This window comes from Paenibacillus sp. P5_B5 (assembly GCF_056400365.1).
This window is the reverse complement of record NZ_JBFULK010000018.1, coordinates 1-24,003: the sequence shown is the minus strand read 5'-3', so window position 1 is coordinate 24,003 and position 24,003 is coordinate 1. Positions and strand designations below refer to the sequence as shown.

At 40.2% G+C, this 24,003-nt stretch carries 25 protein-coding genes and 1 riboswitch; of the genes, 12 read left to right on the top strand and 13 right to left on the bottom strand.

The genetic code is table 11. The annotated features are described in order from the left end of the window. Positions 1–62 precede the first annotated feature (62 nt). The 3 genes from AC1DOK_RS20200 (at position 63) to AC1DOK_RS20190 (ending at position 1,298) form a co-directional block, all read left to right on the top strand. Positions 63–395 carry a YtrH family sporulation protein gene (locus AC1DOK_RS20200; RefSeq protein WP_477556127.1) on the top strand — a complete coding sequence of 111 codons (333 nt, stop codon included), beginning with the start codon at positions 63–65 and terminating at the stop codon, positions 393–395. After that, a complete protein-coding gene (locus tag AC1DOK_RS20195) occupies positions 392–889 on the top strand; it encodes a sporulation membrane protein YtrI (RefSeq protein WP_477556126.1) in 498 nt (165 codons plus the stop codon). Before AC1DOK_RS20200 ends, AC1DOK_RS20195 begins: the two co-directional genes overlap by 4 nt. A 109-nt stretch (positions 890–998) precedes the next feature. After that, positions 999–1,298: a YtpI family protein gene (locus tag AC1DOK_RS20190; protein WP_477556125.1), complete on the top strand. Its 300-nt coding sequence runs from the start codon at positions 999–1,001 to the stop codon at positions 1,296–1,298. Positions 1,299–1,305: 7 nt separating this feature from the next. Here AC1DOK_RS20190 and AC1DOK_RS20185 read toward each other — a convergent pair whose 3' ends face one another. The 8 genes from AC1DOK_RS20185 to AC1DOK_RS20150 all read right to left on the bottom strand — a co-directional run bounded on the left by AC1DOK_RS20185 (position 1,306) and on the right by AC1DOK_RS20150 (position 10,027). Then, positions 1,306–2,673 (bottom strand): DRTGG domain-containing protein, encoded by a 1,368-nt coding sequence (locus AC1DOK_RS20185; protein ID WP_477556124.1) that lies wholly within the window; start codon positions 2,671–2,673, stop codon positions 1,306–1,308. Between the two features lie 40 nt (positions 2,674–2,713). Then, a complete protein-coding gene (locus AC1DOK_RS20180) occupies positions 2,714–2,971 on the bottom strand; it encodes a hypothetical protein (RefSeq protein ID WP_477556123.1) in 258 nt (85 codons plus the stop codon). Between the two features lie 76 nt (positions 2,972–3,047). Beyond that, the gene (locus AC1DOK_RS20175; protein WP_477556122.1) at positions 3,048–3,875 is read right to left on the bottom strand and encodes a PRD domain-containing protein; all 828 of its coding nucleotides are present in this window, start codon (positions 3,873–3,875) and stop codon (positions 3,048–3,050) included. Further along, entirely contained in the window at positions 3,872–5,320 is a 1,449-nt protein-coding gene (locus AC1DOK_RS20170; protein WP_477556176.1) for a PTS transporter subunit EIIC, read from the bottom strand. The genes AC1DOK_RS20175 and AC1DOK_RS20170 overlap by 4 nt, the downstream gene beginning before the upstream one ends. 46 nt (positions 5,321–5,366) lie before the next feature. After that, positions 5,367–6,215, bottom strand: coding sequence for a carbohydrate ABC transporter permease (locus AC1DOK_RS20165; RefSeq protein ID WP_477556121.1), 849 nt, complete (start codon positions 6,213–6,215; stop codon positions 5,367–5,369). 8 nt (positions 6,216–6,223) lie between these two features. Beyond that, the gene (locus AC1DOK_RS20160; RefSeq protein ID WP_477556175.1) at positions 6,224–7,123 is read right to left on the bottom strand and encodes a carbohydrate ABC transporter permease; all 900 of its coding nucleotides are present in this window, start codon (positions 7,121–7,123) and stop codon (positions 6,224–6,226) included. Positions 7,124–7,273: 150 nt separating this feature from the next. Continuing rightward, positions 7,274–8,662 carry an ABC transporter substrate-binding protein gene (locus AC1DOK_RS20155; RefSeq protein WP_477556120.1) on the bottom strand — a complete coding sequence of 463 codons (1,389 nt, stop codon included), beginning with the start codon at positions 8,660–8,662 and terminating at the stop codon, positions 7,274–7,276. A gap of 204 nt (positions 8,663–8,866) precedes the next feature. Then, positions 8,867–10,027 (bottom strand): DUF445 family protein, encoded by a 1,161-nt coding sequence (locus AC1DOK_RS20150; protein WP_477556119.1) that lies wholly within the window; start codon positions 10,025–10,027, stop codon positions 8,867–8,869. 138 nt (positions 10,028–10,165) lie between these two features. Here AC1DOK_RS20150 and AC1DOK_RS20145 point away from each other — a divergent pair, with 138 nt between their 5' ends. From AC1DOK_RS20145 to AC1DOK_RS20130, 4 genes are read left to right on the top strand one after another with little or no spacing between them, the layout of a single operon-like run. After that, positions 10,166–11,335, top strand: a complete 1,170-nt coding sequence (locus tag AC1DOK_RS20145) for a YheC/YheD family endospore coat-associated protein (RefSeq protein ID WP_477556118.1) — start codon at positions 10,166–10,168, stop codon at positions 11,333–11,335. Further along, the gene (locus tag AC1DOK_RS20140) at positions 11,332–12,699 is read left to right on the top strand and encodes a YheC/YheD family endospore coat-associated protein (RefSeq protein WP_477556117.1); all 1,368 of its coding nucleotides are present in this window, start codon (positions 11,332–11,334) and stop codon (positions 12,697–12,699) included. Before AC1DOK_RS20145 ends, AC1DOK_RS20140 begins: the two co-directional genes overlap by 4 nt. Further along, entirely contained in the window at positions 12,700–13,845 is a 1,146-nt protein-coding gene (locus AC1DOK_RS20135; protein ID WP_477556116.1) for a YheC/YheD family endospore coat-associated protein, read from the top strand. After that, positions 13,842–14,945, top strand: coding sequence for a YheC/YheD family endospore coat-associated protein (locus tag AC1DOK_RS20130; protein WP_477556115.1), 1,104 nt, complete (start codon positions 13,842–13,844; stop codon positions 14,943–14,945). Before AC1DOK_RS20135 ends, AC1DOK_RS20130 begins: the two co-directional genes overlap by 4 nt. A gap of 214 nt (positions 14,946–15,159) precedes the next feature. Here AC1DOK_RS20130 and AC1DOK_RS20125 read toward each other — a convergent pair whose 3' ends face one another. Next, positions 15,160–15,831 (bottom strand): HAD family hydrolase, encoded by a 672-nt coding sequence (locus tag AC1DOK_RS20125; protein ID WP_477556114.1) that lies wholly within the window; start codon positions 15,829–15,831, stop codon positions 15,160–15,162. Positions 15,832–16,032: 201 nt separating this feature from the next. On the opposite strand from AC1DOK_RS20125, the gene AC1DOK_RS20120 reads away from it, so the two are divergent. From AC1DOK_RS20120 to nagA, 3 genes are read left to right on the top strand one after another with little or no spacing between them, the layout of a single operon-like run. Then, entirely contained in the window at positions 16,033–16,878 is an 846-nt protein-coding gene (locus tag AC1DOK_RS20120) for a MurR/RpiR family transcriptional regulator (RefSeq protein ID WP_477556113.1), read from the top strand. Between the two features lie 12 nt (positions 16,879–16,890). Continuing rightward, the gene (gene nagB / locus AC1DOK_RS20115; protein ID WP_477556112.1) at positions 16,891–17,619 is read left to right on the top strand and encodes a glucosamine-6-phosphate deaminase; all 729 of its coding nucleotides are present in this window, start codon (positions 16,891–16,893) and stop codon (positions 17,617–17,619) included. After that, positions 17,616–18,782: an N-acetylglucosamine-6-phosphate deacetylase gene (nagA, locus tag AC1DOK_RS20110; RefSeq protein ID WP_477556111.1), complete on the top strand. Its 1,167-nt coding sequence runs from the start codon at positions 17,616–17,618 to the stop codon at positions 18,780–18,782. Before nagB ends, nagA begins: the two co-directional genes overlap by 4 nt. A 64-nt stretch (positions 18,783–18,846) precedes the next feature. Here nagA and AC1DOK_RS20105 read toward each other — a convergent pair whose 3' ends face one another. The 3 genes from AC1DOK_RS20105 to AC1DOK_RS20095 all read right to left on the bottom strand — a co-directional run bounded on the left by AC1DOK_RS20105 (position 18,847) and on the right by AC1DOK_RS20095 (position 22,277). Then, entirely contained in the window at positions 18,847–19,617 is a 771-nt protein-coding gene (locus tag AC1DOK_RS20105) for a hypothetical protein (RefSeq protein ID WP_477556110.1), read from the bottom strand. 197 nt (positions 19,618–19,814) lie between these two features. Further along, positions 19,815–20,552: a 3D domain-containing protein gene (locus AC1DOK_RS20100; RefSeq protein WP_477556109.1), complete on the bottom strand. Its 738-nt coding sequence runs from the start codon at positions 20,550–20,552 to the stop codon at positions 19,815–19,817. Between the two features lie 5 nt (positions 20,553–20,557). Then, positions 20,558–20,791: riboswitch (cyclic di-AMP (ydaO/yuaA leader) on the bottom strand. Positions 20,792–20,981: 190 nt separating this feature from the next. Further along, complete coding sequence (locus AC1DOK_RS20095; protein ID WP_477556108.1) at positions 20,982–22,277, bottom strand: hemolysin family protein; 1,296 nt, start codon at positions 22,275–22,277, stop codon at positions 20,982–20,984. A gap of 106 nt (positions 22,278–22,383) precedes the next feature. Between AC1DOK_RS20095 and AC1DOK_RS20090 the strand changes: the two genes are divergently transcribed. Together AC1DOK_RS20090 and AC1DOK_RS20085 are read left to right on the top strand one after the other, a co-directional pair. Next, on the top strand, positions 22,384–23,175 hold the full coding sequence (locus AC1DOK_RS20090; protein WP_477556107.1) for a DUF1836 domain-containing protein: 792 nt from the start codon (positions 22,384–22,386) through the stop codon (positions 23,173–23,175). Positions 23,176–23,252: 77 nt separating this feature from the next. Further along, positions 23,253–23,813 carry a GNAT family N-acetyltransferase gene (locus AC1DOK_RS20085; protein ID WP_477556106.1) on the top strand — a complete coding sequence of 187 codons (561 nt, stop codon included), beginning with the start codon at positions 23,253–23,255 and terminating at the stop codon, positions 23,811–23,813. A gap of 78 nt (positions 23,814–23,891) precedes the next feature. Here AC1DOK_RS20085 and AC1DOK_RS20080 read toward each other — a convergent pair whose 3' ends face one another. Continuing rightward, complete coding sequence (locus tag AC1DOK_RS20080; protein ID WP_477554110.1) at positions 23,892–23,999, bottom strand: IS3 family transposase; 108 nt, start codon at positions 23,997–23,999, stop codon at positions 23,892–23,894. Positions 24,000–24,003: the final 4 nt, after the last annotated feature.

The following is a 24,003-nucleotide window of genomic DNA, read 5'->3' as shown; positions in this document are numbered from 1 at the left end:
AAACGCATCAAATATTCAGAGTTACGTATAGGTTTCCAATCACGGTTAAAGGAGGTAAAACAATGACATCATTTATTTCCAAGATGATTGACGAATTTCTGATTGCGTTTGGAGTTGTACTTGGGGGGTGTATTCTGGCAGGTATTGCTGCGGTTATTACGATGAAAAATCCAACCCATCAAATGGATGTGATTGCTGATAACATTAAAATTTGGGCTATGGTCGTTGCAGTCGGTGGTACGATTGACCCCATTCGTTCCATACAAAGCAGCTTCCTAGATGGCCAGCTATCTCCTGCATTTAAACAAATCCTATATATTATCTCAGCCTATATTGGCGCTCACCTTGCAACAACGCTTATCCACTGGATCACTAAAGCCGGGGGGCAACCTTGAGCGGTTTCAATACCTCAACTTTCTTTAAGGGAATTAGCTTATTGATCGTCGGAGGTGTGATCGGATCTGCAGTTTTTATGTTCATATTTCAACATAATTTCGGACAGCTTGTGGCGGAGAACAATATTTTACACATTGAGAAAATCGAGCTCACCGAAGACTTAGATCAATTGCGTAAAAATGAAAAAAAATACAATATCATCAAACAAATTGACGCTCGATTGCAATTAGACACGACTACTCAGTTTACTACAGAGGTTCAGGAGGAATTAGAAAAGAAAGTAAGAGATGGGCTCAAGATTGTATATGCTCAAAAAATTACAACGGCCAAAGATAATGCACTTGTCTACGAAAAGTTGATTTCAACTAGAAACCCTTACAATGTGTTTGACAAAAATTATACAGTCACAGTCCATTTTTTCGCTCTCATTGGTACGGAATTGACCGTTTGGTTTTCAGCTAAAGAAATTCGTTTGCCTAATCCAGCAAGCTAGCAAGCTTGTATTCTTCTGCTAAGATAGCAACATTCATCGTTTCTTCATTTGCAATCCTCCTAGAATATCTTTACATTTAATAGAAGACATGTGTTTAGGAGGCAGCCTAATGATTGAAACGGTTCAATATATTTTATCTGCATTTATACTGATTACCCTAGCTTTTTCTGTATATTATGCACTTCGCTATCGGAGACAAACCAATCAAGTACAACGCGGTATTTTTGCCGCACGGATGAATATTTGCATGGGCTTAATGCTTATTCTGTTATCGATCGCGCAGTTATTCTTTTTTAATGACACAGCCATACGTCGTGTTATCGCAACTATTTTCTTATTAATTGGCTTATTTAATCTCTATTCAGGAATTCGCAATCATTCTGAGTTCCAACGACGCAAACAGTCCTAGTCATTTGCTAGGACTGATCAATAAACTGTGCAGTGAGCATCGCCTTAGCAGCTATCATATCATCACAATAAATATGTACATCGATTTTCACGAATTTTCGTGACATATCAATTATACTTGGACGTATATCAATCACATTCTCAATTTGTAGCGGTTTGACAAAATAACTGGAGATGTTATCAAGTACAAGATCACCCTTCTTAAAATCCTGTACTACTCTGAACGCAGCTTGATTCATTAATGTCACGAGTACTCCTTCAGAAACCGTACCCAGGTAATTCGTCATTTGTGGTGTAATACTGCCTTGAAATACAAGATTTCCTGCTTCGTCCCTCGATTCCGTAAAGTCTCCCCACATCAGCATCTCGAAGGTTTCACTGCTGTGCTGCTCCTTCTGGATATGCTGCATCGCTTTAAGTACATCTTGTCTTGAGATGACACCTATGATTTTGCGGCTACCATCCACAACTGGTAATAGCTCAATACCTTCCCACACCATCATATGTGCAGCTGAAGCCACTGAGGTAGTCCGGTTAACAGTTAATGGGTTTCTTGTCATTAATTTCTCTATGGTGACTCCAGTAGGTGCCCTAACGACATCCTTCGTTGTTACAATCCCAATTACCCGATTCCATTCATCAACAACAGGATATCGACTATGGTGTGTCTCTTCAACCAGTTTATTCCACTCTTGGCTTAAAGAACTCGCTTTAAGCGTATAGACATGCCGATCAGGCTTCATTATATCTTCAACAATCATGATTTTTTTCTTTATCAATCTATCATACAAGGCCCTATTAATCATTGAGGCAACGGTGAAAGTATCATATGTGGAAGATATGATCGGTAATCGCAGCTTATCCGCAAGCGATTTAACTTCGTCTGACGTTGAGAATCCCCCAGTAATTAGAACCGCTGCACCAGATTGAAGAGCACATATATGTGCTTTATTACGGTTACCGACAATGAGCAAAGACCCCGGTTCTATGTAACGCATCATCGCATCCTGCTGCATCGCACCAATGACGAATTTATTAAGTGTCTTGTTCAATCCACCGACTCCGCCCTGCACTACGCCCTCAACAATTCTAACAACTTCCTCGAAGGTTAAGTTATCAATATTTTGCCTTAGCTTCTTCTCAACACGAACAGTTCCAATCCGTTCCTTAGTGGAAACAAGCCCAATACTCTCTGCCTCTTTAATCGCTCGATAGGCTGTCCCTTCACTTACAGACATATTCTTAGCAATTTTCCGAACAGAAATCTTGCTTCCAAGCTTTAGCTCTGTTATATAATTTAAGATTTGCTCATGCTTTGTCATCTCATTAATGCTTTTGGACGTCAACCGGTTCACCCCGTAACTTATATCGATCATTTAATAATAATTACTATTATAATAGAAAAACGCAGCAGAATCATCTGCTGCGCTGAAATTGCCCTCTTCTTCTGACTTTATATATGCGGTCTAGCTCTTTCCTAGTCTCCCCATCAACACCGAACAGCTCATGTAAATGCGCTGCTATAATCAATATCGCTACCAGAAGCCAGACGATACTAAATACATTTTGCATGGAACTAAGCGACTGGATAATGAATAATCTTGGCACTGCATACACTAGCATCCCTACAGCTATGCTTAGATACGCAATATTTTTCAGCTTCCAGCTTTTCATAGAAAGTTCACTCCATTCATACGCCATATAGGTTGTACACTTCAATTATATGAACAGAAAATCAGATATATACCATTTATTCAGTCACTTTAAACCGTTCCAGATGTAGGACTAGGAAACCAATTTCGTCCTCAGGCACCTCTAGTTTAAGCTGCTTACTAATAATCGCTGAAAGCTGCTTTGCTCTTGTATAAGACTTAGGATATTCCTCAATAATTCTAGAAAGTAGTGGGTTTCGTATCGGTTTATCATGCTTGACACGATCAATTAAGCTTTTGAGATGAGTTATGAAGCGAACAGTTGAAAAGGTGTTATCAAACTGTATGCCAATACTCTTAACTTCATCGATCACACTCGATACCAGGCGCACAAGTTCTAATGAATCTAATGTTCTCCCCCGATTACGTGCCGCATGAAAGTGCATCGCGAGAAAGGATATCTCATCCTCTGGTAATTGAACATCAAGATGTTCATTCAGAAATACAACTGCTCGCTCTGCTATTACATACTCTTCACCATAGACAAGCTTAATCTCATACGAAAATGGATTGGAAATCGTAATTCCTTTCTTACATCGCTCGACAGCAAAATTGATATGATCAACTAATGCTGCGTGAATGGTTTCGGAGAATTGTCCTTCAAGATGACCTTGTGCATAAGCAATTACCTCTTCAGTTATACCAATAATTCTAGCATCGACAGCGTTAATAATCTGCTCATAATGCTCGAGTACCTCTGAAGTGTAAATAAGAAATTCTTGTGTAATATCTGATTCCTCTACAATCATACCTGGTGTGCGTTTAAAGCCTATCCCTTTACCAAATACAATAGAATTTTTTCCAGTAGAAAGCTTCGTCATTACAACATTATGAGATAGTACATGTACAATTTTACGAATAATCATAGAATCCCCCCTACACCTCGAGCGGACATAATATTAAGAATGCCATCCTTTATTAATTCAGAATCCGTACCAAATACGATATGTACATTGCCTCTTCCCATATTCATGACTCCATACGCCCCAAGCTTCGCAAGCTCAGATTCTTGTAAGATCATTTCGTGCCTCAACTTTAATCTAAGTCGCGTTATACAAGCGTCGACGGAAATTACATTATTCATACCGCCCACTTGTCTAATTACGAGCGCTACACGTTCTTCTAAATTATATGCTTTCACTGGAGAAGATTCACCCGAATGATTCTCTTGAATCTCACGTCCCGGCGTTTTCAAACGGAAAAACTTAATTACCATTATAAATATAAAATAATAGGCCACAAAATAACCCAGACCCACTAATAAAATCATGACCGTATTACTTCCTAGATTCCAATTAAGCATAAAGTCTATAAGTCCTGCAGAGAAGCTAAATCCTAGCTTGATATCAAGCAAATACGTCAACATTAAGGCTGACCCTGTAAGAATCGCATGAACGAAGTACAATATCGGGGAAGCGAACATAAAAGCAAATTCAATAGGTTCTGTAACCCCTGTAAAAAAGCTGGTCAAACCAGAACTCAGTAGAATTGAGACAACCATCTTCTTATGCTTTACATGAACAAATTTGATCATAGCTAGGGCTGCTGCTGGAAGCCCAAACATCATTACCGGGAAAAATCCCGACATGAATCTTCCCGCACTCAAGTCACCAGCAAAAAAGCGGGTCATATCACCATGAACTACCTTGCCACTTGCCTCTGTGAAATCACCTATTTGATACCAAGCAATGGAATTGAGGATATGATGTAAACCAGTTGGAATAAGTAATCGATTGAAAAATCCGTAAGTAAATACCCCGAACCCACCTCCTGACATGATCCACATGCCAAGTGAACGAATCCATTCTTGTACCGTTGGCCAAATAATTCCCATTAAGACACCAACAAGTACCATTGATAACGAGGTAATGATCGGTATAAAGCGTTTACCACCAAAGAATCCAAGCACTGTTGGCAGCTTCAAATTCTTAAATCGTCGATAATAATACACCGTTATAAATCCGGTCATGATCCCACCTAGCACACCCATATCTAAATGCTCGATGACATTACCGCTTTGATCTAATGTATCAAAATTACCCAGAACATTCTGAAAAACGAGGTAGCCTACTGTCGATGCTAACGCTGCAATCCCTTCACCACCTGTCATGCCTATTGCAATTCCAATCGCAAACAGCAGAGGTAGGTTATCGAAAATAGCACTGCCACCTAACTTACATACTTGGGCGAATTGAGTGAGGAACGGATAGTCAAACTCAATCTTCCCAATCCTAAGTAAAATTGCTGCCGCTGGTAAAACTGCAATAGGAATCATCAGTGATCTTGCAATCGTTTGCAAAAAACCTAAAATTCTTGTCATCATTGGAATTATCACCTAACTGTTGTTGTAGATCTATCTATTTGACAGCACCAGCTGTAATTCCTCCTGCAATTTGTCTCTGGAATACAAAATAGACAATTAACACAGGAATCATAGAGATAAGCAGTGCAGCAAATAGGGGACCCCATTCAGTCTTGTACTGCATTTCAGCTTGAATGACGGCGATTCCAACCGGTAACGTATACTTTTCTGGATCGTTAACTAAAACAACCCCATATATGTATTCGTTCCAGATGTTCAAAAAGTTTATAATAGTGATCGTTATCATTCCGGGCTTTGCGAGTGGCATCATAATCTTGAAGAAGGTTCCAGAGTGAGATGCACCATCAATATACGCTGCTTCTTGAATTTCTTTGGGCAGTGTCTTGTAGAAACCAACTAACACAAATATGCTAAAAGGTAATTGGTAGGCAGCATACACAAAAATTAATCCAAGCAGGGTGTTATCTAAATTAAATGTATCTAGTAAGAAGAACAATGGAATAAGTCCCATAATTAGCGGAATCATCATAGCTGCAATATACATCGTAAACATGAAGCCTCTTAGTCTGAAGTCAAACCTTGCAAGAACATATGAAGTTGTAGAGGATAGGAGAAGTGCAAGTATAGAGCTACATATTGTTACGATAATCGAATTAACAAAGTAATTGCCGATATGATAATTTCCCCAGACGTTCGAGAAGTTCTCCCAGACAAGCGGAAGATTAGGCAAATCCCATGGCTTCCCTAAGAAAAACTGCTTATTATCTTTGAGTGAACCGAATAGTGTCCAAAAGAGTGGGTATATGACAAGAAACGACCAAACACCCAATATGATATATAATACCCCTCTAAATAACCCGTTAATAAGATATCTCACCTTCATCACCTCCGTTACATCTCGTAAACTTCTTTACGTAATAGTCTTGATAGAATTGCCGTGGTAAGTAAGGATGTTACCAGGATCAATACTCCGATCGCTGCAGCATATCCCATATGAAATTGTCTAAAGCCCATTTGATATAAATAGGAGCCCATTACCTGAGTTCGGTTATCGGGTCCACCTTCTGTCATAATCCATATGATTACGATTGAACCATTCAATGTTGTAATGGTAATGTGAATGATCGACACCTTGACCTGCTCCCAAATCAATGGAAGTGTAATTCTTGTAAACTGCTTCCACTTCGAAACCCCATCAATTTCACTTTGTTCATAAATTTCCGTAGAAATCGATAAAATTGCGGCAATCAAAAGAATCATATAGAAGCCAATTCCCGCCCAAATGGAAGGCCAAAGCAATGACCACATTGCGGAATCGGCATCACCTAGCCATACTTTACGTACGAGATCATTCTCAGGTCTAAAAATATTAATAATATTATTTAAAAAACCAAGCTCTGGATGATAAATAGCTCTCCATAATACGGCAATTACAGCAACCGAAATAATATTTGGAATAAAAAAAGCGAATCGAAAGAAGCTTGATCCCTTAACCTTCAACCTTGTAATAGCTACCGCAAACAAGGTTGCAAGCGTTAAAATACCGAGTACTTTACCAATCACGAGAAAATAATCATTTAATAAAGCGGTTCCAATAATAGGATCTTGAATCAATTCTTTATAGTTATCAAGACCAATAAAGTCCATTGTTTCAGCACTGCCAGACCAGTCAAAGAAACTAACATATAAGCCTCTTAGCAAAGGATAGATGGTGAAAACACAATAAAAAATAAACGTTGGTAGCAGAAAGACAAGCAGAAATAGATTTCTCTTTCTCTTATCCTCATTCATCGTCTTTTTCACTGAAGGCTTGAGTGCTGTACTACTCTGCAAGGAAGAATCAACATTCGAATTCGTCATAAATCAACCTCCGGCCTAATGAAATATTGGAAAATGAGAATAAGGGAGGAATCCCTCATTCTCATTTAGCCTAACACTAACCTATTTTTTCTTCTCACGGGCTTTTTTCGCAGCAGCTTCCATACGCTCAATCCATTTTTCAGGAGTAATTTCTTTGGTAGTAAGAGCGATAAGTGCATTGTTACGAGCTTCCTCAACATCTTTTTCAAGAACAACCGTTGGAGCTGTAACTGTTCCTGGGTCTAAGAAGAATTTCATTGCTGCTTTGGACATTGATCCTGCTTTGGAGCTTTCAAGATCAGCCTTATAGTTCATTGGAACACCAGATAATTCAGCCCATTTAACAGCAGATTGCTTCGTATAGATGAATTGAACGAATGCTTTAGCAGCATCTACGTTCTTAGCTTTCTTCGCAATTGCCATTGTACTTGTGTATGGAACAACAACTGATTTTTGACCTGCGTCAATACCAAGTGAAGCGATGAAGCCAAACTTGAATCCGTCAGGAACGTTTCCTGCCATTTCATTCTCTACCCATAATCCGTTCGGAATAAAGGCATCTTTGTGCTGTAGGAACATCATTTGTGAATCCGTATGATTGATCGCTTTGGAAGCTGGGTCAATAAAGTCAGCATTCACGATCTTCATTAGCTTATCTAGCGCTTTCTTAACAGGCTCTGATTTGTAAATGCCTTCTTCGTTTGCTTCCATTTTGAGCAGGATAGAAGGATCTCCACCATTAGCAGCGATAATTGCGGAATCCATGAAACCACCGCTTATGTAATACGGGTATTTACCAGTATGAATGTAAGGGAATACACCTTTACCGGAATCTTTGATTTGCTTAGATACAGCCATGAACTCTTCGAAGTTCGTTGGTGCTTTCCATCCGTTATCTTCGAAAAACTTAATATCATAGAATGTGCCCCATGAACCGTATACGAGTGGAATTGTGTAATTCTTGCCACTATAGTCTTTCGGTTTAGCAAAAAGATTGTCGACAATCTTGTCGCCGTCAACGTTCTTCGCTTCTTTAATCCAATCCGATATTTCAAGCAATTGATCATCTGCAACCATTTGTGCTTCGTTAGATCCTGCACCGTCAATGTAGACAACATCAGGTGGATCACCCTTGATCCAGCGGGGTTTCATTTGATCATTGATTTGTGAGCCTGCTGTTTGTTTAACCTTGAGCCCAGGGTTTGCTGCCTCAAACTCACTAATGATTGCCTTCCACCATTTGTCCCCATAGCCACCAACAAAGTATTGGATCTCTAATTCGCCTTTAAGTCCTGCTGGAGCAGCTGGAGTCGCAGGTGCAGGTGTAGCAGATGCTACTGGCGCTTTTGTTGCTGCAGTTGTTGCACTTGGAGTACTGGTTGCTGTTGCAGATTTGTCTCCACAACCTGTAATCATTGCCAGCATCGATGCTGTAGCTAATAAGGCCACGCTCGTATTTCTCTTGTTCATTACGTGCTCATCTCCCTTTTATCTAATTATTCAGATTTAATTTCATGCCCACATGCCACCATTCGTAGTTCATCGTTGAAACAACAAAAAAAGGGCAAAGTTAAGAAGACGAATCTTCATAACTAATGCCCTTTCGGTTACATGTTATGGGTTTATGAACTTATTCAATAATATACAACAAATCCCATAATAAGTCAATTATAATTACTGAAGTGCATATATAATCGTTTGCATCAATCCAATTAAACCACCAAGCACGACGCCTAACCAGGTAATAGCTCGAAATTCCTTACCAGATAAGCTGAGAATAATTTGTTCAAGCTGCTCAATTGGAAACTTAGCAACTTGTTCTTCAACGATTTTAGGTAAGTCAATAGAACGAATAATAGAATCGATGCGAGTCTCAAGCTGGTTCAGACTCCAATCAACTACAACTGGAACCCGTGCAGTGATGGATTCAATTCTTGGCTCTAGCACACGATTTACTTTCAACTGCTCCAATCGGCTGATCCAAAGTCCCCATGGTATTTGATTCAGTTGTTTTTTCATTCGATCCATACCTGCATCCTTAGACATCCACTCAAGCACATGACCTACAGTGAGTTGCTCATACTCACATATCTTGTTCTCTAGAAGACGTCTTATCATAGCCTGAACAGCTTCTGAATCCAGTTGTTCAAGCAAGGCTTTGCGTATTTTCACCACCATTTTATCCTCGTCCATAAACATGCCTGCCAAAGCACCAAAAAATCCGCCAGACTGCTCCATGAATTGACCAGACATCCGTTTAAGCATCCGTTCACCATGTAAGGAGGATAGTTCTTTTTTGATCGATTCAACTAAAGATACTACCAGCGCTTGTGCTAATTGTTCTTTACGATCTGCGTCCCAGCCTGGAAATAGCTGTCCGATTTGCTTGTCGCCAATCTCTTGTGAATGCATCACCCAATCGAATGCATCATAGGATCGTTCCTGAAGCCACTTTGTGAGATTTTCTTTGAATGAAGCCCAATCTTCTGGGGATAAATGCTGCTCGATTAGATCTGCTATTGTCCTATCCTGTGAACAAAATTCTCTAATCCATGCCTGTAATTTATTTTCGATCGTGCTTCTTAGCTCAGGCTTACGAAGTGCACTTGCTAACCCTTCCGAAGTCACCAAATGAACCCCTACAACTTCACCCAGTGATTTCGTAATGTCATCTCTTCGCTTGGGAATGAGACCTGGTGTAAAAGGAAGCTTCTTTCCCCACAAATAAACTGGCTTTCGCGGGTAAAAAAGCATTTTGATCGCAAAATGATTCGTCAAACCACCAACAAAACCAGCAGTAACAATATAAAATACACCCATCCAAAACAAATTCATATAGCCATCCTTTCTTATTCGCGCCAAGCACCAAGGGATTTATGTCCTCATATGATGAAGTAGTTAGGGCAAATATCTCATCAAGATAACTTATCAAAAACGTTAGACTATGTCCACTTTCCGGAAGAGGTGATTACGATGTTCACACTAAACCAGCAAACAACTGTACAACGCTTAGGTGTTATGGCTACACCAAATGGAAGTGGTTCATTTCCATTTGCTGATAGTGATTTTTATCGACAGTTATGCCTATCAGGCCATAAATCGGAGCTTGAGGTGATCATCTTTTCACTTGAAGCAATCGATTGGAATGAAAGAACTGTCGCTTGCTTCACCTACAAAGCGGAAGATCGGACATGGATTTCTAACATTTATCCTTTGCCAAAGATCATATACGATAGATGTTTTTGTCGTTCCTCCAAATCGTATGAGCAATACCGAAAACTACGTTCTTTGCTTATCCGAATGCCTGGTGTTTACTTGCTTGGCAACGGACTTAGTGGAAAATGGGAAGTACAAAAAACACTTAGTCGAGAGCAAGACCTAAAGTTATATCTCCCCATTACCCGTCAAATGAAATCACTGTCACATGTACAGCACTGGCTACAATCTCATAAGGAAGTGATTCTGAAGCCTGCTGCTGGTAGTCAAGGTTGTGGAATTCTACACGTTATGACTATGCCAGGAGAAACGCCTAAATATCAGATTCAAGGTCGTAACCGAGATAATCAACTTCTATCGCATCAGTGCACAGGAATGAGTCAGTTGCTCAGCTGGATCAAGACTTTTACTTCAAATCATCATTATCTCTTACAAGAACGCCTTACACTCGTAACCAAAGATCAAATTCCATTTGACGTACGGTCCTTAATGCAGAAGAACGAGAACGGATTATGGCAATTAACTGGTCTTGGAGTTCGATGTGGTAAACCAGGATACGTCACAGCGAATATTCATGGAGGCGGATATGCGGTTGATTCAGAGTCTTTCTTTCAAAAGCATTATGGCCCGATGAAAGCTGATGAACTCATGACTGAGCTTATAAGAGTATCTTATCAAATTTCGACAGTTCTTGAAACATATCACGGAAGACTGGTAGAGCTCGGAATCGATTTTGGTATCGATGATAAGGGTAAATTGTGGATTCTAGAGGCCAACTCTAAACCTGGGCGCTCCATTTTCACACATTTGCAGGACATGAAGAAGCGCCAATTATCTATCGACAATCCAATTCGCTACGCCAAGTTTATGATTCACAGATATATAAATCAGCCTTCGCAAATCATTCAGGAGGGTAACCAACAATGAGTTTGACAACTTGTACGATACATCAAACGCAAGATTACGATAAAATTGTCTATTTCTCGAATGAACTTGCTCGGGCTCTGCAATTAACACAATCCAAGACCATTCTGATTCGAGTAGGCTCTAAATCGATGTCAGTCCCTTTCAAATTCACCAAAAGAGCTGGGCAGCATTTATCCCTTCCCGCTTCTATTATAAGTGGATTGAAAATCCCGCGTACTGGAGCTTGCTTAATTAATGCTACTAATGGCAAAGAAATTCGGCTTGGACCTGTTATTGGGATATTAACGACGATCTCGTCGAATTCATTATCACCTTTCGGGGCTCGAACCTCATTTATGAAACAAATTATGCGCACGGGGGCAAATAAATCATTTTTCATCGCCTTTAGTCCACATGATGTTGATTGGCAGGAGGAAACTGTATACGGTTATATGTTGACTCCAAGCGGTAGATTTGTTCGTAAAACAATGCCCATTCCAGATGTCATATATAATCGTATTGCATCTCGTAAGGTTGAGAATCAAGCCTATACAGAAGATTTCAAAGAAAGGTTCGTTAGACGCAATATCCCTTTCTTTAATTGGAGCTTTTTTGACAAATCGGATGTGTACAATTTATTAGAACGAGAAGAAGCATTTGACCATGTTCCCGAATCCATCACGAATCCTACTGCACCTAAACTCAAAGAAATGCTCAAAATTCATCGATTCGTCTATCTTAAACCAACCGCGGGTTCGCTCGGATTTGGCATTTATCGTATCACTTATCATCCTCATCGAGGATATTTTATTCGCTATAGGAGCAATGGCAAGAACATTCTGCATCGGTATAACACATTCGAAGGCATTCTCAAAATGCTTCGGATGAATCATGGATCTATGAATCGATATGTTGCTCAGCAAGGTATTCGATTAATTGAAATCGATAACTGTCCAATCGATTTCCGGTTCCATATGACCAAAAATAGCAATAACAAATGGGAAGTAGCAGCAATAGGCGCTAAGAAAGCAGGACGCGGCAGTGTGACCACTCATATTCGAACAGGTGGATCTCTCTATTCACATGAACAAATATTAAGAGAAGTGTATGGATCACGTACGGATGTGATGCTCAGCGCCGCGAAAGAAGCAGCTATTAAGCTCGCTGACGCAATCGAGCGAAATTACCCTCACAGGCTTGGTGAGCTAGGATTTGATATAGGAATTGACCAAGATGATAAAATTTGGATGTTCGAAGCCAATTCTAAACCAGGCCGTACTATTTTCAAACATCCATCCCTTAAAGTAGAAGAAAAGGTATCGCTTGATAATATTTATGAGCACTGTTTATTTCTAAGCAGGTTTAGGTCGAGGAGGGAGGACTAAATGTCGAAAGCTCTCCAGGCTAAATCTGTTCCATTAACACAACCAACGATTGGCATTCTGACAGTAAGTGATAATAATCATTTTTTTCGCGGGAACCTTCTAAACTTTATTGATTTAATACAAATCGGTCAGACCTTAGGTGCCATAGTATTCGTAGTAACCACAGATGATCTTAATTTATCTGGTGAAACGACATCTGGATTCGGCTATGATTTTGAAAAAAAAACATGGATGCGAGAAATATTTTCCACTCCTGATGTAATCTACAATCGGGTTCCCAATAGAAGCTATGAAATGCTCCCACAGGTGCAGCTCAAAATTAAAGCTTGTATGCGCAATAAACGAGTTCAGCTGTTTAACCCTTCTTTTTTTAATAAATGGACTTTGTTTGAATGGCTCAGCAGTTCGCCTGAAACGCAAAAATATATACCCGCTACCCATCAGTTAACTAATGCAGCCGAGCTTGAAATGATGATACGTCGCTATTCGACTGTCTTCCTCAAACCTATAAGTGGTAAGGCAGGACAAGGAATTATGCGAATCGATCGCAGGTTCGGCACCATTAGCAATCCAGTCAATAGACTCAATTTCCAGAACCACAAACAAACACAGAAGACAATGCATACCTCTTTAGTACCTCTATGGAACAAAATCCAAGAGTATCGTAAGGCACAAGATTACATTATGCAGCAAGGAATTGATCTCGTTAAATACAAGGATAGACCCTATGATCTCCGCGTTCTCATTCAGAAAACAAGCAGAGGGGAATGGAATGTTACCGGTGTTGGTGCAAGATTAGCAGGTGATTCAAGCATTACTACTCATGTGCCTAGAGGGGGGACGATCGAGGACCCTACGATGCTGCTTACCCATTCTTTCGGGGATAAACGCGGCAAACTAATTCTAAAGCAAACCAAGCAAGCCTCCCTGTTTCTTGCCAAATATATAGAGAAAAAGGCAGGTTATCGCCTTGGGGAAATGTCAATGGACCTCGGTATCGATACATCAGGTCAGGCATGGTTCTTTGAAGCCAATTCCAAGCCAATGAAATTCGACGAGCCTCATATTCGCAATAAATCTTTGGAACGAATTATACGTTATTGCTTATACCTATCGAAGACACATAAGAAGGTGAGCAGTAGATGACTTTGCAAACGTTAGGTGTCATTGCCGTTTATATCCAAGATCATAAACTTGAAGAGCTTGATTTCTTTCGTAAACTAAGTTGTTATAGCGGTAAAGAAGGCTTGCAAATCGCCTTATTCACTCCAAATGATGTAGATAATCGCAAGTCAGCCATAAGGGCGCTGTTCTATGATGAGACAACAAAGAAATGGAAGCGTAAATGGTCGCCTATTCCACCTCTCATCTATGATCGCTGTCGTTATCATGGTAAAGCAACTTTCCAAATGCTTCAGAAATTTAGACATACAAATTCGAATTTCCGCTACTTAGCGAAACCATTAGCTAACAAATGGTCCCTTCATAAAGTGCTATCAAAGCAATCCCGAATCGCTAAATATTTGCCTGAAACCTATCCTTATACCCCTTCCTTTCTTGAAAAAATGTTAAAGAAACACCGTTCCCTCTATCTCAAACCTAAGAATGGAACTGGAGGAAGGGGCATTATAAGAGTTGACCGTATAGATAACGATACCTATCAAATTCAAGGACGATATAAGAATCGTAAAATTTTCCCAACGGAGCAAATCACACTTAAAGATCTTCCCTCTCGGCTTAAAGATTACTATGTTAATGAGCAATATATTGTACAACAGGGTATTACACCTATTCTGATCGATGGCAGAGTATGTGATTTTCGACTACTTATCCAAAAAAACGGAAAAGGTGAATGGGAAGTGACAGGCTGCGCTGGGAGAATAGGACCTAAGCGAAGTATTACCTCTAACCTGCATGGCGGAGGTAGTGCAGTTTCGATGAGCAGCCTACTTCGCAGACGGTTTAATTCCAAAGATCAGTTATCCGCGATCAAGAAATCCATGTTCGAGCTTAGTACACGAATAACAAGTGCTTTAGAGTCGCAATATGGTTCATTATGTGAACTAGGGATTGATCTTGCCATTGATCCACATGGGGATGTATGGCTGATCGAAGTGAATCCTAAGCCGAGCCGTGAAGTATTTCGACGTATTGGCGATATAGAAACTTATCACAAAGCAATTACCCGTCCACTTGAGTATGCTAGTTGGTTGATAGGGAAAGATAAGGAGATAAGTGATAATTAATCACATAAGATTTCAACATAAATACGCAGTAGTTATGGCATGTCCATACTACACACTGCGTATTTATTTCATTTTCACCATACTGCATGAAGTTATGCGTATTCAATACATAAGGGAATCAATTTCATAACTGATCTAAATGGATAAGAAATTGATCAAGCAGCAAAGAAAAAGCATCTGTAATTCCCACTTACGGGATTACCGATGCTAATAGTTAAGATAAATGATGAAGAATATCTGCGAAATTGGTCACTCGAATATGAGCATCATCTAGTTCACCTTCTGAGCGGAAGGTAGCGTAGTCACAACCTATGGTTATGAGGTTATTTCCATGTCCTGCCTCAATATCGGACGAGCGGTCACCAACCATCCAAGCAGACTGAATGTTATGTTTATCCAAAAGGATTCGAACCAGGTCAACTTTGGATTTCGTCTCATATTTACCGGCACTATAAAGGCCTTCGAACAGCGGTTCAATCCCTGTATAGTGAGCAACATCCTTTACATACTGCTCCAATCCATTGGAAGCAACAAAAAGTCTAATTCCACGATTTTTCAGTTCGCGAAGTGTCTCTGCTACCCCTTCATATAGATGAGGATTACCATGAATAAGCTCTTCAGTCTCAAAATGCAAGAGCAGATCATCCGCTCGTCTGTGCGTCTCTTTAGAAGATTCAGGCATAACCCGCTCCCAAATTGCTGCAAGAAGCATACCGAGAGAACTAAGAATAATATCTACAGGCGGCGTCTCTCCTACGAATAGTTTTTCTTCGCGCAGTCTATCGAACATTTTGTCATAAGCATTAATCAGTATACTCTCGGTTTGAAATAAAGTTCCGTCCATATCAAAGATCATGGCTTGCGGCTGGTTGAATTGGCTAGTCATAGTAAACCCCTATTCTTTGATTAATTTAAAATTAATAATCGATATATGTACATCTAAATCATGCGGTAATCGCATTTTTTTGTCAAATAAATAGATTTTATCCATTGAAGTTCAGAGTAGATTAAGGTATGATTATTATGAAAATATTTTCCTTCAATTAATATGATATCATAAAAAACTTTTTCAGAAGAAGTGATGTATATGTCTTCTATTTTGATTGCTATCCATGAAAAGCAGAATGATTATAAACCTCAAGAACACAGGCTTGCTGCTTATATTATGGAGCACTCACATGCTGTAGTTTCCATGGGAATTACTGAGCTCGCTCGAGAGTCACAAACAAGTGCCGCTACGATATCTCGGTTTTGTAAATCGCTTCATTTTGAAGGATATACGGATTTTAAAATGAAGCTATCTGCTGATCTTGCACAAACTCAGCATCCCAATCAATATCAAGACATTGTAGCGGGTAATTCATTTAAAGGTATTGTTGCAGCAATGGAGTCAAACCACCTTCGTTCGATTTCAGATACGACGCGATTAATTGATCTGAAACAATTGAAGCTTGCTGTCGATGCTTTAGCTGGCGCCAGACAAATTGATTTGTATGGTGTAGCTACATCTGGTGTTGTGGCACAGGATTTTTATCAGAAGCTCATTCGAATCGGTAAGCGAGCATCAGCCTTTCCTGATCCACACATGCAAATTACAACTGCTTCAACTATGATCTCAGGTGATGTAGCTTTGGCAATCTCTTATTCAGGTGAAACATCCGAGACAATTGCAGCTTTAACTTGTGCCAAAGAACATGGTGCTACGACAATATCGCTCACCAAATATGGCGCGAATACACTATCTAACCTATCTGACATCAAGTTGTTCTGCTCTACGCTTGAAGAAGGTATGAGACGTGGGGACATGGCGTCTAGAATCGCTCAATTACATGTAATTGATGTACTATTCACATGCTTAGTTAGTCAGCATTTTGATGAACTCGTACCACGACTTGAGCAAACCTACCAAATGGTTAAAAAATATCGCAGCTAAGGGGAGAATAAAGTGATTATTCATAAGTTTGAAAGTCAACAAGTACTTAACGAAGTCGGGGCTGGTATGATTACAGCCATTGCCCAAATGAAACCAAATGCTATTATCGGTCTGGCAACAGGTGGTACTCCAGTCGGTATTTATGAAGAGATTGTCAAGAGCCATCGCAAAGGACGTGTATCATTTCGTGATGTGATAACATTCAACTTGGATGAATACGTCAATCTTCGCGAGGATCATCCTGAAAGCTATCACGCTTATATGAAACATCACTTGTTCGATCATATTGATATTCAAATGAGCAATACCAATATTCCAAACGGTAACGCCCCTGATCCTATAGCTGAATCCGCTCGTTATGATCAACTTCTTGAACAAATGGGTCAAGTGGACATGCAAATACTTGGGATTGGTCACAATGGTCATATTGGCTTCAATGAACCAGGAACCGAGCTACAATGTGGCACACATTTAGTTGAACTTAAACAAGAAACACGTGAAGCGAATGCTCGCTTCTTTGACTCCATAGATCAAGTTCCTACACATGCATTAACAATGGGAGTAGGCTCAATTCTAAAAGCTAAATCCATCATGCTTGTTGTACGCGGTGCTGATAAAGCCGAAATTGTTGAAAGAGCACTTACAGGTCCAATTACTACTGATTGTCCTGCTAGTTTACTTCAAACACATCCGCATCTAATCGTTCTTCTAGACCAAGAAGCTGGGAGGAATTTAAAATGAGTTCAGCACAGGATTTTTGGATTATTAACGCAAACATCGTAACTGAGCAAGGTATTGTTCAGAATGGTTCTATCCATGTAGTTGGGGCAACCATCGCCTCTATACAAAAGCAAGGATCAACTGCACCGGCAAACGCTCAGATCGTAGATGCTAATGGTGGATGGCTATTGCCTGGATTTATTGATGTACACGTACATGGAGGCTATGGCGCTGACTTCATGGACGCCAAGGAAAGCTCCCTAGATACGATTACTAAGTTCCATAGCTCAACGGGTACAACATCTATTGTAGCGACATCTATGACTGCACCAAGACATGCATTAGATGACGTGCTTGAATCTGTTGATGCTTATCGCAAGAAAGATATGCCTTATGCACAAGTGGTTGGTGTTCATCTCGAAGGTCCATTCCTTAACCCAACTAAAATCGGTGCACAAAATCCTGACTACGTTGTCCTACCGCAGGTCGAATGGATGCAAGTATGGAACGACAAGTATCCAGGACTTATTAAAACTCTATCACTTGCACCTGAGCGCGATGGTGCGCTTGAGATGATCGCTTGGTGCCATGAGCATGGCATTGTAACCGCTGCAGCACATACCGATGCAACATACGACGAAATCAATGCTGCAGTTAAGAACGGACTAAGCCACTCCGTTCATATGTTTAATGCGATGAGACCCATTCATCATCGTGAACCTGGTACTGTCGGCGCTATTCTGACCACGGATGAAGTATCCGCGGAAATTATCGCCGACGGCGTGCACGTACACCCAGCCTGTATCAAGCTATTAGCGGGTATGAAGCAGAAGCAGAATCTGCTTCTGATCACTGACGCTATGTCAGCCGCAGGCCTTCAGGATGGTCTCTACCAGCTCGGCGGTCAGGACGTGGTGGTTAGGGATAGCGTCGCTCGCCTGAAAGAAGGAGACTCACTAGCAGGTAGCACGCTGACAATGATCCGCGGGTTCCGTTACCTTGTAGAGGAAGTTGGCTTCAGCGTTGAGCAGGTAAGCGAATTAGCCTCAGGTAACCCAGCTAAGCTGCTTGGCCTTAGCGATACAATCGGTTCAATTGCTGAAGGTAAACATGCAGACCTACTCATTGTGTCACGTGATCTGGAGCTTGAACAAGTATTCATACAAGGTCGTCAAATTAAATAGCATAGTGACTTATAATTTAAGAAGCCAGGTGAACGTATAGATCCACACGTTCACCCTGGCTTCTTTATTTACTTTCTTCAATTGTAGAGAATAACAAACTCCATTTATTGATATGGTGATTCCACTTCCATAGTGAAACCAAATAACCTATTGTATCTGCATTGTAGATTCCACTGATCCGCTGTAACCCAACAAGTGAGCACTGTGTCTCCGTGACTGCATGTATGGGTTCCAGCTTACTAAACCCATTAATGATCACATCTGTCTTCTTAACCAGCTTACCATTCTTATAAATCCCTTCTTGCTCATATAGCGCTTTGCGATCACTTAAATCAAGCTTATAAACCTTCCCCGTTTCCTTAATTGTTATAGTAACAATATAGTTATCCATATAAGTTCCACTGCCACTGAGGGCCTGTGGTAGAGGAAGTGCTGCTGGATCATTATTCTTATCTGTGAATAAATAATAGTCTGATGTACCCGCACTCCCTCCTGTCTCTGCGCCAATCAGCATATCGGCTACTCCATCTCCATTCAGATCACATAACTTCATGTAAGGATTATAGCCACCTCCTTGAATGGGGATAACCGTTGCAAGCTCAGAAGACTCACTGTGAATCACAATACTTAAATGATCAAAGTATGGACTACTTTGAATTTGTTTTGTTCCATACAGAACAATTCGATCTTGCTTACCATCCCCTGTAACATCAGCCATCTGCATCTGAATGGGAATCCCATATTTCTGATCAGGTGTATGCCTGACTGCAGCATCGATCCCGCTTACAGTCACAGCATGAGCACTCCCCCATTGACAGCCAATTATCATCACCATTACCACAGAACACACTAATCTCAGCAATCGATACACATTCATTCCACTCCTAACTCGTTAAGTGTAGCTTCTACTTATAGATCTACTCCCACAGCTCATACGGTTAGTATGGATGATCGCTGACAAAATATAAGCCGCCTACCCAAGTTTGGGATAGACGGCTTACGGATATATAGTTATCATTTATCGGATTTGTTCTACTTCAGAACATAGACCTTAACCTGTTGAATACCAAATTGATCTACAAGCTGCTGAGAACCTGGAATGAAAATATCAATCTTATTTCCCTTAATAGCTCCACCTACATCACTTGCTGTAGCCATCATTCCATCAACAGGTAAACCGCTTGAATTATAACCTACAATATAAAGCTTAGAATTAAGTGGAATTACATTTGGGTCAACTGCTATAGTACCAAGCTTAAGTGGATTACCGAAATAATCTACTGCGCCCCAGCCGCCATTCTCCGCTGAATCTGAGGAATAAGCAGTAGCTCTCATGGAAAGCATTTTACTGTATGAAACATTTGATCCGGATGCTGTCTTAATCGTGTTACTAGAAGAAGATGCTGCTGCTTGAACTGGCTTGCTTGCTGCTTTCATAGTAGCTTTCTTAGCTACTACTGGAGTTTTTGCTACACTAGTGGCCACCTGCGTACTTACTTCTTTCACTACTACTGGTTCCGGTTGTTTTTGAGTAGCTTCTACTCGAAGAACCTCAAGGTCCTCTAAATACATGGAGAAGAAAAGCTCCATACAATGCATTTCAGGATTAGCAGTTACTTTCTCTGCAATAATATCACTCTGTGTACTCACTGGTTTTGCATTACTTACTAAATTTCCGTTCTCTGGTGCAGCTACTGCTGTTCCTGTCATTGCTAACAATGAAGTTCCAAGTACCATAGCTGCTAGTTTATTTTTCATAACCTTTTTCATATATCTCTTCCTTTCTATATGCCTACGAGGTTAGTTGTCGGGTTCGGGCTAAAGAAGAGTTGTGCCCGGCCTTGATCTGCAAGCTCTATCACCTTGTGCTAGTTTAACTTGCGATCCATGCTTCACCCCAAACGATCGATGTTTGTGAATCTCACATATTCAACATTCATGATCGTAATAATTCATCCCCCGCACTTCTATGTCTATGTACCCTAGTGAAGTTTCGGCTTGTGAATAGAATTTAGCATACAACCCCCCCCTATTAAACACACAAGAATTGGTAATTGATGCATTATGAGAAGCTCACAGAAAACAAAAAAAGCAGTAAAGACAAAGTCTTCACTGCTATTCCTTCTTATTTAGAAGTCACATGAATGATATAAGTTTAATAGTTCACTCATCCTACTCTATGTATTTACTCATCATTCTCTAATGTTCCATGTTCATTTTCTTGATCTCCACTTTGCGTATCCGATGCTTCGCTTTATCAAGCACCGTAAATTCAATACCCTTATATTCTAACTTGTCTCCTTTCTTCAGAACGTTATTCTGACTATATAACCAACCACCCACCGTATCGATATTCTCATGTTCTAACTCTGTATTTAATAAATCACTAATGATCGTTAATGAAACCTTGCCGTCTACAACAAAATGGTTATCTGAAAGCTGCTCAATCTCTCGCTTTTCCTCCGTATCGAATTCATCACGTATTTCACCAACAATCTCCTCAAGGATATCCTCAATGGTCACCATTCCTGAAGTGCCCCCATATTCATCGATCAGTAGTGCTAAATGAGATTGCTGCTTCTGCATCTGCTTAAGGAGAATTTTAATTGGAATGGATTCAGAGGCAGTCAGAACAGGATGAATAAGATCCTCAATGTTTAGCTTAGGGTTATCATCATGACGCAGGAAGAATTGCTTGGTATTAATCATTCCTACAATATGATCCTTATCTTCTGCAATGACTGGAAACCGAGTATATTGCTCCTCTTTGATCACTCTTAGGTTTTCTTGAAGCGTATCATTGATATATAAGCAAACCATATCTGTCCGCGGAACCTTAATTTCACGTGCCAATAAATCATCAAATTCAAAAATGCGATTTACATAACCTAGCTCACTTTGATTAATTTTGCCACTCTCATAGCTTTCATTTAAAATAATTCTCAATTCTTCCTCGGAATGAGCTTCATCATACTCCTTAGCAGGTTTAAGCCCAAACAGGCCAATGAGAAAGTTCGCTGAACTGTTCAGAACCCAAATAAAAGGGTACATAACTTTATAGAACATAATCAGTGCAGGTGCAAATAATAAGCTGATTTGCTCGGCTTTTTGAATAGCAATTGTTTTGGGAGCCAGTTCCCCAATTACAACATGCAAGAAAGTCATAATGGACAAAGAGAGTACAAGTGCTAATCCCTTCGTTATTTCAGGTGACAAATTCATGTAGACAAAAATCGGTGTAAAAATTGCGTGTACGGTTGATTCCCCCAAAGTTCCTAAACCTAAGGCTGTTATTGTGATACCTAACTGACAAGCCGATAGATAACCATCGAGATTGCTTGAGACCCTCTGAACCGCAAGAGCATTCTTCTTTCCTTCTAATACGAGCTGATTAACACGACTTGGACGCAGTTTCACCATCGCAAATTCTGTTGTAACAAAAAAAGCAGTTGCAGCTATTAAGAATGCGACTATTGCCAGGTTAAGAACAAGCATGTAATCAATCCCCTCAATCGATTTGTATGTACAAAGACTGTTTTGACATTCTGACGATATGCTCTTATTATAAGTTCATAAGAACCTTAATTGTGGAGGTGGTATGATGCAAACTTTTTATCTCACAAGAAAAGAAATGTCCCACTTATTGAAATCATTGCAAGGTACATCGTGCAAGACCCCACTCGCCAATCTACAGGAAGTTTGGATTAAAACACATAAAGAAGAAATACAGTATGGAAAATCGCTTGTTGCCTTTATATCCACCTCTCTTCCACCCATATTTGAAAAAATGATCAAAATGAACAAAAAAGACGCGGGTTTCTCGCTTAATGATATTGTTGCCTTAGGTAGCCAAATCGAATACACACAGTTTGCTATTACATCTGTCCAGAACTGGGTCAAGAGAGATTTTAAAGACCTGATCGGTTGTCCCAAAATCGGCAAGAAATACTCACTTGAACAAGCAGCAACGCTGTTCATCATCGAAGATTTAAAATCATCACTTGATTTTGAGTCAATCCGTAAATTGTTATTAATTCTGTTTCATGATTCGGATAATACGAATGAAGACATCATTTCTCCGATTGAATTGTATGCGGGATATTCATCTATCTTTGAGGAGCTAGACCGTAATAATGATCAAGTGATGGATATTGGCCACGACAGTCTAGTGCGGCAAGAACAGAAGCATGATCATCTGATGGAAGCTATGATTAAACAAAAAGCAGACCGTTACGTAAGTCAATTAGAAAGCTTGAACGGACTTAATGATGAGCAAAAGCAAGCTGTAAGCAATACGATCGTTATCTGTATGCTGGCTGTTCAAACCTCCTATTTCCAATCCTTAGCAAAGCGGTTTCTGAATGGTACTTTGTTTCTTCAAAATTTAAATTAATCGATCGTTTCTTTGTAAATAGGAACATGATTAGTAATACGATTAGTTACATCGTAGGATAGAAAGGGACATATCAGATGAAACCATATAAAATCATAAATTCTTGGGTAAATGAGCACATACATGCGGAACAAGCAGTAACAGCCGATACGAGTGCCGTCATGTCGTTGTTACGCGATACAGCTATCTGGTTACAAAGTAAAGGCTCTACGCAATGGAGCCAGCTTCTTGAGGGTCATGATGTGCATGGTATGGCAGATTCCATTCAGAATGGAGATGTATTTCTTTTTAAACAAAAGGATAGTGATACACTCGCGGCGGTCGTCATGCTTCTACAGCAGCCAAGTGCATGGGATCGCGAGCTGTGGGATGATGCTACAGTTGTAGAGGATGCGATTTACCTCCATCGCCTTGCATTAAATCGGAGTGAAGCGGGATCAGGACTTGGCAGTAAAGTCATGCGCTGGGTTGAGAACAATATTTCGTTCCCTGGCAAAAGTCGTATTCGACTCGATTGTATTGTAGGAAATGAGAAGCTATACCATTTGTATAGTCAGTTAGGTTATGTTCATCAAGGTATTCATACTAGCGGCTTTCATTGTTTTGAGAAACTTTTAGCTGTGCATGATGAGTCGTGAAATTACAAAAGACCTAGGAATGCAAATAAAAGCTGGCACCTGTGGTCATACCCCTGTCAAGTAGACAGATGAAAAAAGCTATGCTGCCAGCGCGCACCGGTATTCGATCGGCGCGCGCTGTTTCAGTTTAGATTGGAACCGCTGGTAATTGTAATAATAAATATAATCTTCTACCGCTTGATGAATCTCA